Raw genomic sequence first — 13,256 nt, forward strand, 5'->3', positions numbered from 1 at the left:
TGCGATCAGTAGACCGGCTTCTCCGGCTCGATCTGGTTGACCCAGCTGATCACGCCGCCACCGAGGTGGACCGAGTTGGCGAACCCGGCCGCCTTCAGCACCGCCAGCACCTCGGCCGAGCGGACACCGGTCTTGCAGTGCACGACGATCTTGCGGTCCTGCGGCATCTTCTCCAGCGCGTTCCCCATCAGGAACTCGTTCTTGGGGATCAGCACCGCGCCCGGGATGTTGACGATCTCGTACTCGTTCTGCTCCCGGACGTCGATCAGCAGGACGTCCTCGCCGTTGTCCTGCATCTCCTTGAGCTGCTTGGGGGTGATGGTCGACCCCAGCGCCGCCTCCTGCGCCTCCTCCGAGATCACGCCGCAGAACGACTCGTAGTCGATCAGCTCGGTGACGGTCGGGTTCTCGCCGCAGAGCGCGCAGTCCGGGTCCTTGCGGACCTTGACCTGCCGGTAGTTCATCTCCAGGGCGTCGTAGATCATCAGGCGGCCGACCAGCGGCTCACCGACGCCGGCCAGCAGCTTGATCGCCTCGGTCACCTGGATCGCGCCGATCGAGGCGCAGAGCACCCCGAGCACGCCGCCCTCGGCGCAGGACGGCACCATGCCCGGCGGCGGGGCCTCCGGGTAGAGGCAGCGGTAGCACGGGCCGTGCTCGGCCCAGAAGACGCTCGCCTGGCCGTCGAAGCGGTAGATCGAGCCCCAGACGTAGGGCTTGCCGAGCAGCACCGCCGCATCGTTCACCAGGTAGCGGGTGGCGAAGTTGTCGGTGCCGTCCACGATCAGGTCGTAGCCGGAGAAGATCTCCATGACGTTGTCGTTGTCGAGCCGCTCGTCATGGAGGACCACGTTGACGTACGGGTTGATCTCCTTGACCGAGTCCCGCGCCGACTCGCCCTTGGAGCGCCCGATGTCCGACTGCCCGTGGATGATCTGGCGCTGCAGGTTGGACTCGTCGACGGTGTCGAACTCGACGATGCCGAGGGTGCCGACGCCGGCCGCGGCCAGGTACATCAGGGCAGGGGAACCGAGACCGCCGGCGCCCACGCAGAGCACCTTGGCGTTCTTCAACCGCTTCTGTCCGTCCATCCCGACATCCGGGATGATCAGGTGGCGGGAGTACCGGCGGACCTCGTCTACGGTGAGCTCGGCGGCGGGCTCGACCAGGGGTGGCAGCGACACGGGGACTCCGATGGTCGTCAGATCAGTTGTTCCTGTGAAACAGTCTCACGCCCGACCGGTATTCCGAGACAGCTCGTCCAACTGGCGAGACGGCTTCGCCGGATGATGGGACCGGTGCCCGTCGGCCCGCGCCCGCCCGCCGCACCGCCGGCGCCTCAGACCCGGCAGGCGGTCTCCAGCCAGACGTCGCCCAGCGACTCCTCCAGCGGAGTCTGCGCCCGCCAGCCGAGCCGCTCCCGGGCGGTCCGCACATCGGCCTGGCGCCAGAGCACCGGCTCCGGGGCAGCCCGGTGCTCGGCCGCCGCCGGGTGCGCCGCCGCGGGGTGCGCCGACGACGACTCGCTCGCCGCCCGGACGGATCCGCACGGTTGGGCGGGCAATGGCGCGGCCCTGGTCTCCTCGCTCAGCAGCCCGTCGAAACCAGAGGCCCGCACCAGCAGATCGGCCGCCTCCCGGACCCGCACGGCCCGCCCCGAGCCGATGTTGACCACTCCGGTCGCCGCCGAGTCCACCGCCGCCCGGACCGCCTCCGCGACATCCCGGACGTCCACGAAGTCTCGGAATGCGGACAGGTCCGGCACCCGCACCCGCGGCTCGCCCAGCTCCAGTGCCCGGCGCAGCCCCTCGGCCAGCCGGGCGAACAGCGAGGCGGCCGGCGCGCCCGGGCCCACCACGTCGAAGACCCGCAGCACCAGGGCGTCCAGCCCGGAGGAGAGCACCAGTTCGGTGCCGGCCAGTTTGGACACCCCGTACGGGCCGACCGGCCGCGGCTCGGCGGACTCGGAGGTGATCGAGCCCACCGGCACCGGCCCGTACTCGGCGGCCGAGCCGAGGTGCACCAGCCTGGCCGGCTCCCGGCTGCGCCTGATCGCCTCGCAAACGGTCGCCACCGCGAGCGAGTTGGCCCGCACCAGGGTGCGCGGTGCGCCCTGGCTCGCCCCGGCGCAGTTGACCACCACCTGGGGCGCCACCGCGTCCAGGAACCGGGCCAGCGCCCCCGGGCTCCCGGACGCCAGATCGAACCTGATGTCGGCGGCATCCCGCCGACCCAGCACGGTGACCTGCAGATCGGCGTCCAAGAACAACCGGTCGGCGACCCGGCGGCCGATGAAGCCACCGGCCCCCAACAACAGCACCCGCATGGGGTGTCCTCCCACGTGATGTCGAAACAGTATGGACGGGCATGACCGACGGGACGTCAGCCGAACGCCCCCGGTCGCCCGGTGGCGGCCCAGGCCGCGGGCAGCAGGACCGCCGCGGCGACGCCGGCAGCCAGCGCCGCCAGCGCACCGGGGACGTCGGCCCAGCCACCCAGCAGGCCGCCCTCGCGCAGCGCCACCAGCAGCAGCCCCGCGCCGTCGGCGACCAGCAGCCCGGCCAGTGCCAGACCCGCGCGCCCCAACCGGCGCAGCACGGCGGCCGTGCCCACCAGCAGACCGAGCACCGCCTGGCCGTACCACTGGACCGCTCCGGCCCGCTGGACCACGGCCGGCAGCAGCCCGGCATGGCTCACCGGACCGGGCGGCGGCACCAGCGCGGTCAGTACGGCCAGCGCGATGAAGCTGGTCAGCGCGAGCACCGCCAGTTGCAAGCCCAGGGCGACCGGCAGCACCGGGCGCATCCGGGCCCGGAACTCCGCCGCGGTCGCCGCGCTGCGCACCTGACCGCGCCCGGTGCGCCGCAGCCAGCGGGCGGCCCGGTCGGCGGCGCCGGCCGCGGGCCAGCCGGCCACCGCCAGGGTCAGCGCCGTGCCCAGCGCCCCCGGCGGCGCGGTGGCCAGTGGCAGCAGCAGCGCGCCCAACAGCCCGGCCAGCACGCCGAACCGGTGCCGCCAGCCAACTGGTCGGGGACCGGGGGCGACGGGCACCGGCTCCACCGGGCGGCGCGGCACCCGGGCGAACAGCTCGTCGGCGAGCGCGAAGACGTCGGCGTGCCGGTAGCGGCCCACCAGGGCCGCCCCGATCCCGGCCTCCTCCAGCCCCGCCGCGATCTCCAGTGAGTCCACCGCCCGCTCGCACAGCCCCCGGTGCGCCGCCATCAACTCCCGCACCGGGTCCGCCGATCCCCGCGCGCCGGGATCGTCCGGGGGCCTCGCCCGACGGTCCGCCGGCTCGTCGCCGCCGCACCGCGCCGTCATCCGACCCACGCCGTCAACCCGCCTTCACCAACGCGCCCGCCGCACCCGTGACCCAGTACTCGGCGGGACGCGCGAACGGCCTGGGCAGCACGCCCGACGCCCGCTCGGCCGCCGCGAACGCCGGCCAGCGGGAGACCAGTTCGAGGTAGACCTCGCGGAACGCGGCCACCGAGGGCTCCACCGCGAACCGCTCCGCGGCGCGCTGCCGCCCGGCCCGGCCCAGCCGCTCCCGGCGCTCCCGGTCCGCGAGCAGCGCCCGGCAGGCCGCCGCCAGCGCGGCCGGCTCCCCGGGCGGCACCAGCAACCCGGCCGGGCCGAGCACCTCACGGGCCACCCCCACATCGGTGGCGACCACCGCGCGCCCACTGAGCATCGCCTCCACCAACGGGCGCGGCGCGGGCAGCGAGCGGTGCGAGAAGACCGCGACCGTGCCGCGCTCCCAGGGCGCGGCCGAGAGGTCGGCGTCGTCGAAGCGGACCTCCCGCCCGGGGCCCACCGCCAGCCCCAGCCGGTCGGCCAGCTGCGCGCAGTGCGCCCGGTAACCGGGCTGCCCCTCCGGTCCGTGCAGCAGCAGCCGAGCGCCGGGGACCTCGCCCCGCACCCGGGCGAAGGCGTGCAGCATCGACTCCGGGCCTGCGGCGGGGGCCAGCCGCCCCGCCCAGACCAGGGTCGGTCGCTCGGGCTCGGCACCGGCGGCCGGGCGGGCGGCCGCCGGCACGTCCCGGTGGACCACCCGGATCCGCGCCGGATCGGCGCCGCAGCGCAGCTGCCACTCGCGGTCGTAGCCGCTGCCCGGGGTGAGCAGGGCGGCCTGCCGGTAGCTCTCCGCGGTGAGCTGCCGGAAGAAGCCGAACAGCAGCGCCCGGACCGGCCAGCGGTAGGGCGCCTGCCGGTAGCCGAGGTACTGCTCGCGCAGGTGCAGGCCGTGCTCGGTGAGCACGAAGGGCACCCCGTGGAGCTCCTTGGCCACCAGCGCGGGCAGCACCGCCGGCCCGCCGCCGACCACGTGGCACAGGTCGGCGGCGCCCAGCCCGCCGCCGTCGTCGCCGTACCAGTCGGCGGCGAGCGGGCGCAGGCACTGCTCCAACAGGTCGCCCGCGACCAGCACGTCATGGACCAGCGGCTGGCCGGCGGCGGTGTCGGCGCCGGGCGAGCGCCACACCTGCTCCAGCAGCTGGTGGGCCCGCCCGGAGGTCAGGAAGGCGGGCAACGCGCCGTCCTGCCGGGCCAGTTCGGCCAACCGGTGCAGCGCGGCGGCGAACCCCGCGCGCTCGCCGGGCAGCACCAGGGCCCGGATCAGCTGCTCGTAGGCGGCGGCGTACAGCCGGCGACGCACCGGCCCGGGCGACCGCCCGGGCGGTCGCGGCCCACGCAGCGCGAGCGCCCGCACCCCGGGGCCGGGCGGACCGGCGGGCTCGGCTCCGGGCGGACCGGCCACCAACACGTACCGCTCGAACTGGTGCTCCGCCAGCCCGGCGACCAGCCGGTCGCACCAGCCTCCGGCGCGGTGGGGCACCGCGCGGGCACGTTCGGTCAGCAGGGCGATGCGCACGACGACCTCCAGGACGGGACGCAGGACGGGAACAGAACGCCGAGCCGGAGCACCGGAACGGCACAGCGGGCACCACACGGACGGAGGATTCGCACCGGCGATCCCGAAACCGGATCGCCCCACGGGCTCGACGGCACCGGGGACTCGACAGCCCCGGTCGCCATCTCGGACCGCTCACACCCACCGGACGACCCACGCCGCAGTGGTCCGCCCCTCGCCCTCACACCCCTGTCGGGCGCCGCCAGGCGGCCACGCCCCCACATCTGTTCGGTCCGACACCACGACGGTAGAACGGATGACGGCCGAACAACCCCGGAGCGGCAGGCTGCCACCTGAACGAGTGAACTCGCGTAACGCCGGACGGCCCACGGCGTTGCCGCCGCACTGACGCCCCGTCACCCCCTGCCGGCGCGCCCCGCCACCTCGGCCAGGAACTCCCGCACCGCGCGCGCCACCTGCACCGGGTGCTCCATCATCGCCACGTGCCCGGAGGCCGGCAGCACCAGCAGCCGGGAGTCCCGGAACACCGCGCAGGCCCGAACCGCCGAACGGTACGAGACCAGCTTGTCGCGCAGCCCGTAGACCAGCAGCACCGGCACCCGGACGCGCGCGGCCTGCCGCCACAGCGCCTGGTCGCCGCGCTCGGTGTAGGCCGAGACGATGCCGCGCGCCGAGTCGACCATCACCTGCATCGCGTAGGGCAGCTCGAGCCGGCGGCGGTACTCGGCCGCCACCAGTGCGCGCTTCTCCGGCGGGACCGCCCGGGCGTTGCCGTAGACCAGGTCGAGCAGCCCGTCGGTGGCCTGCTCCACCCCGCGGGCGTCGCCCGGCAGCCGGCGCAGCAGCCGCAGCATCCCGGGCAGCGCGAGCATCCCGGTGGGCAGCGCGGTGCGCTGCGGCGGCAGCTCGGGCAGCGCCGGCGAGATCAGCACCAGGCTGCGCACCAGGTCGGGCCGCAGCGCCGCGAGCCGGACGGCCACCGAGCCGCCCAGCGAGTTGCCGACCAGGTGGACCGGGCCCCGCCCGGTCTCCTCCAGGTAGCCGATCACCGCCCGGACGTGGCCGTTCACCGACAGGTTGCCGTCCGCGGGCGGGGCCGACCAGCCGAAGCCGGGCAGGTCCAGCGCCTCGCCCCGGACCGTTCCGTCGAGCTCCGCCATCAGCTCGGTCCAGTTGTCCGCCGAGCCGCCCAGGCCGTGCACGAAGAGCACCTCCGGCAGGCCGGCCGAGGCTTCGGCGGTCGGGCCGATCACCGAGAGCGCCGCACCGGGCACCCGGACCACCCGGGTGCCCCAGAGCCCGGGCGGCCGCAGGCCGCCGACGCCCTGGTCGGGCGCGCTTCGGGCCCGGTCCTGCGGCCCGGTGCTCATCGGAGAAACTGCCGGGTGTTCATGGGAGAAGATGGTAGTGAGACTCTGGCGCCCCAGGGGGGCCCGCGCCGTATTGTGGGCACCCGACAACCTCAGAGCTGCGCTTTTCCACATTCACCGAAGCGCGTGAGGGGTTACCGAAAAGTAGAATTCAGCCGCCCAGCAAACGAAACGACCGTGAAGTGAGGAGCGCCGTGACGGCCATCCAGGAGGCTCAGGACCGCCCGCGCGGCGCCCGGCTGCCGCGTAGCGCCCGACGGGAGCAGTTGCTCGGAGCCGCGCAGGAGGTGTTCGTCGCCCAGGGCTACCACGCCGCGGCGATGGACGACATCGCCGAGCGCGCGGGAGTCAGCAAGCCGGTGCTGTACCAGCACTTCCCCGGCAAGCTGGAGCTCTACCTCGCACTGCTGGACAAGCACTGCGACGCCCTGGTGGAGGCCACCCGCCAGGCGTTGGACGCGACCACGGACAACAAGCAGCGGGTGGCCGCGACCATGCAGGCCTACTTCGACTACGTGGCGGCCGAGTCCGGCTCGTTCCGGTTGGTCTTCGAGTCCGACCTCACCAACGAACCCGCGGTCCGCGAGCGGGTGGAACGGGTCGCCGACCTGAGCGCCACCCTGGTCAGCAAGGTGATCGCGGAGGACACCGACCTGCCGGAGGCGGAGGCCAAGCTGCTGGCCGCCGGAGTCTGCGGGCTCGCCCAGATCACCGCGCGCTACTGGCTCTCCCAGGGCGCCGAGATCCCGCGCGAGGAGGCCGTTCGACTGGTCGCCTCGCTGGCCTGGCGCGGTCTCAAGGGCTTCCCGATGCACCCCGGGGAGCAGCAGCAGGCGGCCCCGGCCTCCGAGTGATCCACCCCGTCGCCACCCGGTTGCTCTAAGGTGAAGCCGTACGGCGCGGTCGGCCGCCACCCCGATCGGGTGGGGACTGCCGCGCATGGTGGCTGCAACCCCGGAGGGACGAAAGCCGTGGAGGTCAAGATCGGCGTGCAGAACGCGCCGCGAGAGATCGTCATCGAGAGCTCGCAGACCGCTGAAGAGGTCGAGAACGCGGTGGCCAAGGCGCTGGAAGGCACCTCGAAGCTCTTGTCGCTGACCGACGAGCACGGCCGTCGCATCCTGGTTCCGGCCGACCGCCTGGCCTACATCGAGATCGGCGAGCAGGCCGCCCGCAAGGTCGGCTTCGGCACCATCTGAGAGACCGCTCGTCCAGTGCGGCCCGCCACCCCACCAGGTGGCGGGCCGCACTGGGTTCGGCAGGCGTAGAACCCGGGCGGGCCGGGTAGGGGTCGCGCACCGCGTCCCGCCGCCGCGGTCGACCCTCCCCCAGCCTCCGGCCGGGGGTCCCCTCCAGCCCCGGGAGGCCGCCGTGCCGCTGCCTGTCGAAGCCGTGCTGTTCGCCGTGATCGGCGTACTGGCCGGGACCGCCGCACTGCTGCTGCGACCGGAGTACTTCGCACGGACCCGCGGCCTGGTGCTCGCCACCGGGCTGGTCTCGGCGCTGCTCAGCGGCCTGGTGATCCGCTACGCACTGGCGGGCGGCGACCCGTCCGCGACCCTGCTGCTGACCGTGATCGCCACCGCGCTGCTCACCTCGGTGCCCGCCCGCCCCGACCTGGCCGCGCGCCGCGGCACCCACCGCCGCCGGCGGCACGCGGCCTGACCCCGGCTCAGCCGAAGCCGGGGAACGGTCAGGAGGACAGCCCCAGCGCGCTCATCCGCTTGGTGTGCGCCTCGGTGATGCGGTTGAACATCTTGCCGACCTCGACCAGGTCGAAACCGCGCACCTCGGCACCGCCGACCAGCAGGTTGGAGAGCGCGTCCCGCTCCGCCACCACGTGCTGGGCCTGGCTGAGCGCCTCGCCCATCAGGCGCCGGCCCCAGAGCGCCAGCCGACCGCCGACCCGCGGGTCCTGCTCGATCGCCTGGCGCACCTTGTCGACGGCGAACTGGGCGTGCCCGGTGTCGTCCATCACCCGCAGCACCAGCTCCCGGGTGTCGTCGTCGAGCCGGACGGCCACCTCCCGGTAGAAGTCGGTCGCGATGGAGTCACCCACATAGGCCTTGACCAGGCCCTCCAGCCAGTCCGACGGGCGGGTCACCCGGTGGAAGGACTCCAGCGGCTCGACGAACGGGGTCATCGCCTCGGTCGGGTCGGCGCCGATCTCGGTCAGCCGGTCGTGCAGCAGCTGGTAGTGCTGGAACTCGGCGGACGCCATCCGGGCCAGCGCCGCCTTGTCGGCCAGGCCGGGGGCCAGCTTGGCGTCGTCGGCCAGCCGCTCGAAGGCGCTCAGTTCGCCGTAGGCCAGCGCGCCCAGCAGGTCGAGCACCGCCGCCCGGTAGCCGGGGTCGGCCGCGCAGGTGGCCCAGTCTCCGATCGAGCCGTCCTGGCCGGCCCCGCCTTGAGTCTCCATGGACCGTCACTCTAGACCGCTCGGCGCGGCGTTCCAGCCGTGCTCAGCGGGCATGTCAGGGACATCACGTGTTCGAGTCGGCCGCGTTCGGTACAGTGGTAGCGGGACTCGTATACCCGCACGGTCATGGATCGCGCGGGTTCGCTGCATCCGGACCGTTCCGGCGCGGCGCACCGTCCCCACGTACGCGGATGCCCGGTCGGAGACCCGATCGGCTCCGACCTTGGCTTGGACCTCAAGCCAGGCACCGCATCAGTGGCCGAGCGAGGGCCGCCGCGGACCGCGCTGCGGAGCGCCGGTCCCGCGCCGGATTCCTCAAGGGACATCTCCCCCATGCCACGGGACGCCGCGGCCCAGCCAGGGCCGGCGCCCGCGCGCAGCAGGGACCGGCGCGGTTGTGCACGATCTCGCGGCTTGCGAGCAGGGCCCTGACCGGCCCCTGACAGCAGCGGCGTGACTGCACCGCCCCCCACTCGCTCTCGGCCCGCCACACGGAAGAGGCAGCACCCTGTCCACCACGACTGAACCGACGAAGACCACCTTCCGCCAGCTCGGCATCCTCCCGGAGACCGCCGAGGCCCTGGAGGCGGTCGGCATCATCCACCCGTTCCCGATCCAGGAGATGACCCTGCCGGTCGCGCTGACCGGCCACGACGTCATCGGCCAGGCCAAGACCGGCACCGGCAAGACCCTGGGCTTCGGCCTGCCGCTGATCGAGCGGGTGGTGGTCCGCGCCGACGTGGACGCCGGCCGGGCCACCGAGGACCAGCTCTCCGACAACCCGCAGGCACTGATCGTGGTCCCCACCCGCGAGCTGTGCACCCAGGTCACCAACGACCTGCAGACCGCCGGCAAGGTCCGCAACGTGCGCGTCCTCGCGGTCTACGGCGGCCGGGCCTACGAGCCGCAGGTGGAGGCGCTGCAGAAGGGCGTCGACATCGTGGTCGGCACCCCGGGCCGCCTGCTCGACCTGGCCGGCCAGCGCAAGCTCAACCTCTCCGGGGTCCGCGCGCTGGTCCTGGACGAGGCCGACGAGATGCTCGACCTGGGCTTCCTGCCCGACGTCGAGAAGATCCTCACCATGTTGCCGGCGAAGCGCCAGACGCTGCTCTTCTCCGCCACCATGCCGGGACAGGTGATCAGCCTGGCCCGTCGCTACATGAGCCAGCCGACCCACATCCGGGCCGCCGCGCCCGACGACAGCGGCCACACCGTCGCCTCGGTCGAGCAGCACGTCTTCCGCGCCCACTCGCTGGACAAGGTCGAGATGGTGGCGCGGATCCTGCAGGCCGAGGGCCGTGGGCTGGCCATGATCTTCTGCCGCACCAAGCGCACCGCCGCCGACGTGGCCGACCAGCTGACCCGGCGCGGTTTCGCGTCCGGCGCGGTCCACGGCGACCTCGGCCAGGGCGCCCGCGAGCAGGCGCTGCGGGCCTTCCGCAACGGCAAGGTCGACGTGCTGGTCTGCACCGACGTCGCGGCCCGCGGCATCGACGTCGAGGGCGTCACCCACGTCGTCAACTACCAGTGCCCCGAGGACGAGAAGACCTACCTGCACCGGATCGGCCGCACCGGCCGGGCCGGCGCCTCGGGCACCGCGGTCACCCTGGTCGACTGGGACGACATCCCGCGCTGGCAGCTGATCAACAAGGCGCTGGAGTTGACGTTCAACGACCCGGAGGAGACCTACTCCACCTCCCCGCACCTGTACGAACTGCTGAAGATCGCGCCGGGCACCAAGGGTGTGCTGCCGCGCTCCGAGCGCACCCGCGCCGGCCTGGCCGCCGAGCAGATGGAGGACCTCGGCGAGACCGGCGGCCGCGGCGGCCGTCCGGCCCGCGGCGAGCGCGGTCGCGGCCGTGGCGAGCGTGACGGCGCCCGGCCGGCGCCCGGCACCGAGCAGGCGACCGAGGAGCGGGCGGCCCGCGCCCCGCGCAAGCGGCGGCGCACCCGTCGCGGTGCCGAGCTCGCCGCCGCGGGTGGCGCGGAGGCCGTGGCGACGCCGCAGGGCGAGGCCCAGACGCCGGCGACCGCCACCGTGCCCGCGCCCGCGAACCGGGACGGCGAGGGCGGCGGCGCGTCGCGTCGCCGGCGTCGCCGCTCGCGCGGTGGCGCGGCGGCGGAGGCCGCAGGTGCCGCGGGTGCCGTGCGCAGCACGCAGGCGGCTGCGGTGGAGCCGGCAGCGACCCCGGCCGAGCCGGTGGCTGCCGCGGTCGAGCCGGTCGCGGTGAAGGCGGAGCCGGTGGCCCTGGCTGAGGCCGCGCCGGTGGCGACGCTGCCTGAGCAGGCGAGCGCACCCGTTCAGGAGAGCGCCGTCGCCGCGCCGAAGAAGGCCACCACCCGCACTCGCAAGAGCGCGGCGGCGGAGCCGACCGCGGAGGAAGCGCCGGTCAAGAAGACCGCCGCCAAGCGCACGGTCAAGAAGACCGCCGCCACCGAGGCACCGGCCGCCGAGGAAGCACCGGTCGTCGAGGCGGCGCCGGTCAAGAAGACCACCGCCAAGCGCACGGTCAAGAAGACCGCCGCCACCGAGGCACCGGCCGCCGAGGAAGCGCCCGCCAAGAAGACCACCGCCAAGCGCACGGTCAAGAAGACGGCCGCCACCGAGGAAGCCCCCGCCAAGAAGGCGACCACTCGCACTCGCAAGAGCGCGGCGGCGGAGCCGACCGCGGAAGAAGCGCCGGTCAAGAAGACCACCGCCAAGCGCACGGCCAAGAAGACCGCCGCCACCGAGGCACCGACCGCCGAGGAAGCGCCCGCCAAGAAGACCACCGCCAAGCGCACGGTCAAGAAGACGGCCGCCACCGAGGAAGCCCCCGCCAAGAAGGTCACCCGGCCGCGCAAGACCGCCGCCCAGAAGGCGGCGGAAGCCGAGGCGACCGCCTGACGGGACGTCGGCCGAGCCGTCGCGGGGCGGGTGGACCAACCGGTCCCCCGCCCCGCGGCGTCGTCCCCACCTGCCTGGCCGCCGTCCGGCCCCACCGCCTAGGCTCAGCACCTAGTCGATCCGCGCACGTCAGTAGGAGCCACACCCATGAGCACCCCGCCCTTCCTCACCCTTCCGGCGTGCGCGAGTGCCGGTCGGCTGGCGACTGCGCGCGGGGAGTTCGCGGTGCTGCGCGGCGAGCCGAGCGGGGCGGTGCGCGGCACGGCGCTGCTGGTGCCGGGGTTCACCGGCAGCAAGGAGGACTTCATCGCCCTCCTGGAACCGCTGGCCGCCGCCGGGTTCCGCACCGTGGCCCTGGACCAGCGCGGGCAGTACGAGACCGGCGGCCCCGCCGATCGCGACGCCTACGCCCTGCCCGAGCTGGGCCGCGACCTGACCGCCGTGACCGAGACGCTGGCGCCCGCCGGCCCGCTGCACCTGCTGGCCCACTCCTTCGGCGGTTTCGTGGCCCGCGAGGCCATCCTGTCGGCCGCCGGCCCGCTGCCCTGGGCCTCGCTCACCCTGCTCTCGACCGGTCCGGGCCCGATCGATCCGGCCGAGGCGGCCCGCACCAAGATGCTGCTGGACGCGCTGGACAGCCTCGACCTGGAGACCATCTGGCAGCTGATGCGGCAGCTGGACGGCCCGGCCGCGCCGCAGCACCAGCCGGAGGTCGCCGAATTCCTGCACCGCCGCTGGCTGGCCAATGTGCCGCAGGCGCTGCAGGCGATGGGCGAGCGGCTGCTCGGCGAGCCGGACCGGACGGCAGAGCTGGCCGCGGTCGCGCTGCCCAAGCTGGCGGTCTCCGGAGCCACCGACTACGCGTGGCCGGTGACCGAGCAGGCCGCAACCGCCGAGCGGCTGGGTGCGACGTACCGGATGGTCGACGGCGCCGACCACTCCCCCAACGCCGAGCGCCCGACCGAGACGGCGGCGCTACTGGCGGAGTTCTGGGGATCGCTGAGCTGACGAAAGTCGGTTCGACGGCAAGTCGGTTCGACTGCCCGACACCCGCCGACCTGACATGCCGCAAGTCGGACCGACGCGACGCAACCCGGTCCGCCGTGGCGCGAAGCCGGCTTGGACCTGCCGTCAGTTCCCGGGCGGATCCCGCCAACGCTGACCCGCAGTTGAGCCGCTTCCGAGGAAAAATTCATTAGCTCCGGTAATATTTGATTCAGACCGGGAATGAAAGATCGCTCCGGCGCGATTGATCACACTGTCACCCATTGATGAACGAGGGAGCACCATCCGCCCCCAGCCTTCGGCGGGGAGGGACCCCCAGCGCCTCGGACCACCCCGAGGCCGACGAGAGGAGAGGCCCATGCGTTTCGAGATTCTCCGCCTGGACGACCAGCAGGGCTCGGCCGTCGACCGGCAGATCGCCGATGCCGAGACCGTCCGGCGACTGGTGGAGGACGCCGCCCGGACCGGCGAGCGCCTCTACATCCGCCCGTGCCCGGCTGTCTGACACCGCGTCCGTCCTCACTCTCCACTGACTGCCTGACGCCGCGTCCGTTCCGGTTTCGACTGTCCGCCTGACACCGCGTCCGATCCGTTTTCGACTGACCGCCTGGTGCCGCGTCCGATCCGCCGGCCGGACGCCCGTCACCACATCCGTTCCGTACCGACGTCGAGTCCGTACCGGCATCGAGTCCGCTGACGTCCCGT

Annotated in this window: 12 protein-coding genes; 6 read left to right on the forward strand and 6 right to left on the reverse strand. The window is 73.8% G+C overall.

The window, feature by feature from the left end:
- Positions 1 to 5: 5 nt before the first annotated feature.
- From moeZ to LN042_RS21885, 5 genes are all read right to left on the reverse strand, one after another.
- The gene (moeZ, locus tag LN042_RS21865; RefSeq protein WP_230052984.1) at positions 6 to 1,184 is read right to left on the reverse strand and encodes an adenylyltransferase/sulfurtransferase MoeZ; all 1,179 of its coding nucleotides are present in this window, start codon (positions 1,182 to 1,184) and stop codon (positions 6 to 8) included.
- Positions 1,185 to 1,339: 155 nt separating this feature from the next.
- On the reverse strand, positions 1,340 to 2,326 hold the full coding sequence (locus tag LN042_RS21870) for an NAD-dependent epimerase/dehydratase family protein (RefSeq protein ID WP_230052985.1): 987 nt from the start codon (positions 2,324 to 2,326) through the stop codon (positions 1,340 to 1,342).
- 56 nt (positions 2,327 to 2,382) lie between these two features.
- Positions 2,383 to 3,234 carry a hypothetical protein gene (locus LN042_RS21875; RefSeq protein WP_230052986.1) on the reverse strand — a complete coding sequence of 284 codons (852 nt, stop codon included), beginning with the start codon at positions 3,232 to 3,234 and terminating at the stop codon, positions 2,383 to 2,385.
- A gap of 100 nt (positions 3,235 to 3,334) precedes the next feature.
- On the reverse strand, positions 3,335 to 4,873 hold the full coding sequence (locus LN042_RS21880; RefSeq protein WP_230052987.1) for a DUF3492 domain-containing protein: 1,539 nt from the start codon (positions 4,871 to 4,873) through the stop codon (positions 3,335 to 3,337).
- A 395-nt stretch (positions 4,874 to 5,268) separates the two neighbouring features.
- Positions 5,269 to 6,243: an alpha/beta fold hydrolase gene (locus LN042_RS21885; protein WP_230052988.1), complete on the reverse strand. Its 975-nt coding sequence runs from the start codon at positions 6,241 to 6,243 to the stop codon at positions 5,269 to 5,271.
- 194 nt (positions 6,244 to 6,437) lie between these two features.
- Here LN042_RS21885 and LN042_RS21890 point away from each other — a divergent pair, with 194 nt between their 5' ends.
- From LN042_RS21890 to LN042_RS21900, 3 genes are all read left to right on the forward strand, one after another.
- Positions 6,438 to 7,097, forward strand: coding sequence for a TetR/AcrR family transcriptional regulator (locus LN042_RS21890; RefSeq protein ID WP_230052989.1), 660 nt, complete (start codon positions 6,438 to 6,440; stop codon positions 7,095 to 7,097).
- Positions 7,098 to 7,214: 117 nt separating this feature from the next.
- The gene (locus tag LN042_RS21895) at positions 7,215 to 7,442 is read left to right on the forward strand and encodes a DUF3107 domain-containing protein (RefSeq protein WP_230052990.1); all 228 of its coding nucleotides are present in this window, start codon (positions 7,215 to 7,217) and stop codon (positions 7,440 to 7,442) included.
- 172 nt (positions 7,443 to 7,614) lie between these two features.
- Complete coding sequence (locus tag LN042_RS21900) at positions 7,615 to 7,908, forward strand: hypothetical protein (RefSeq protein WP_230052991.1); 294 nt, start codon at positions 7,615 to 7,617, stop codon at positions 7,906 to 7,908.
- A 28-nt stretch (positions 7,909 to 7,936) separates the two neighbouring features.
- Here LN042_RS21900 and LN042_RS21905 read toward each other — a convergent pair whose 3' ends face one another.
- A complete protein-coding gene (locus tag LN042_RS21905; RefSeq protein WP_230052992.1) occupies positions 7,937 to 8,659 on the reverse strand; it encodes a ferritin-like fold-containing protein in 723 nt (240 codons plus the stop codon).
- Positions 8,660 to 9,281: 622 nt separating this feature from the next.
- Between LN042_RS21905 and LN042_RS21910 the strand changes: the two genes are divergently transcribed.
- The 3 genes from LN042_RS21910 (at position 9,282) to LN042_RS21920 (ending at position 13,056) form a co-directional block, all read left to right on the forward strand.
- On the forward strand, positions 9,282 to 11,546 hold the full coding sequence (locus tag LN042_RS21910; RefSeq protein ID WP_230052993.1) for a DEAD/DEAH box helicase: 2,265 nt from the start codon (positions 9,282 to 9,284) through the stop codon (positions 11,544 to 11,546).
- Positions 11,547 to 11,693: 147 nt separating this feature from the next.
- Positions 11,694 to 12,554 carry an alpha/beta fold hydrolase gene (locus LN042_RS21915; RefSeq protein ID WP_230052994.1) on the forward strand — a complete coding sequence of 287 codons (861 nt, stop codon included), beginning with the start codon at positions 11,694 to 11,696 and terminating at the stop codon, positions 12,552 to 12,554.
- Between the two features lie 355 nt (positions 12,555 to 12,909).
- A complete protein-coding gene (locus LN042_RS21920; RefSeq protein ID WP_230052995.1) occupies positions 12,910 to 13,056 on the forward strand; it encodes a DUF8834 family protein in 147 nt (48 codons plus the stop codon).
- Positions 13,057 to 13,256 lie beyond the last annotated feature (200 nt).

The organism is Kitasatospora humi, from assembly GCF_020907985.1.
Lineage (GTDB): Bacteria > Actinomycetota > Actinomycetes > Streptomycetales > Streptomycetaceae > Kitasatospora > Kitasatospora humi.

What these genes read in the sequence shown, in the direction of transcription:
- LN042_RS21885 (WP_230052988.1), bottom strand. Translation starts at nt 6,243, where the DNA reads ATGAGCACCGGGCCGCAGGACCGGGCCCGAAGCGCGCCCGACCAGGGC.
- LN042_RS21905 (WP_230052992.1), bottom strand. Translation starts at nt 8,659, where the DNA reads ATGGAGACTCAAGGCGGGGCCGGCCAGGACGGCTCGATCGGAGACTGG.
- LN042_RS21915 (WP_230052994.1), top strand. Translation starts at nt 11,694, where the DNA reads ATGAGCACCCCGCCCTTCCTCACCCTTCCGGCGTGCGCGAGTGCCGGT.
- LN042_RS21920 (WP_230052995.1), top strand. Translation starts at nt 12,910, where the DNA reads ATGCGTTTCGAGATTCTCCGCCTGGACGACCAGCAGGGCTCGGCCGTC.
- LN042_RS21910 (WP_230052993.1), top strand. Translation starts at nt 9,282, where the DNA reads ATGACCCTGCCGGTCGCGCTGACCGGCCACGACGTCATCGGCCAGGCC.
- LN042_RS21870 (WP_230052985.1), bottom strand. Translation starts at nt 2,326, where the DNA reads ATGCGGGTGCTGTTGTTGGGGGCCGGTGGCTTCATCGGCCGCCGGGTC.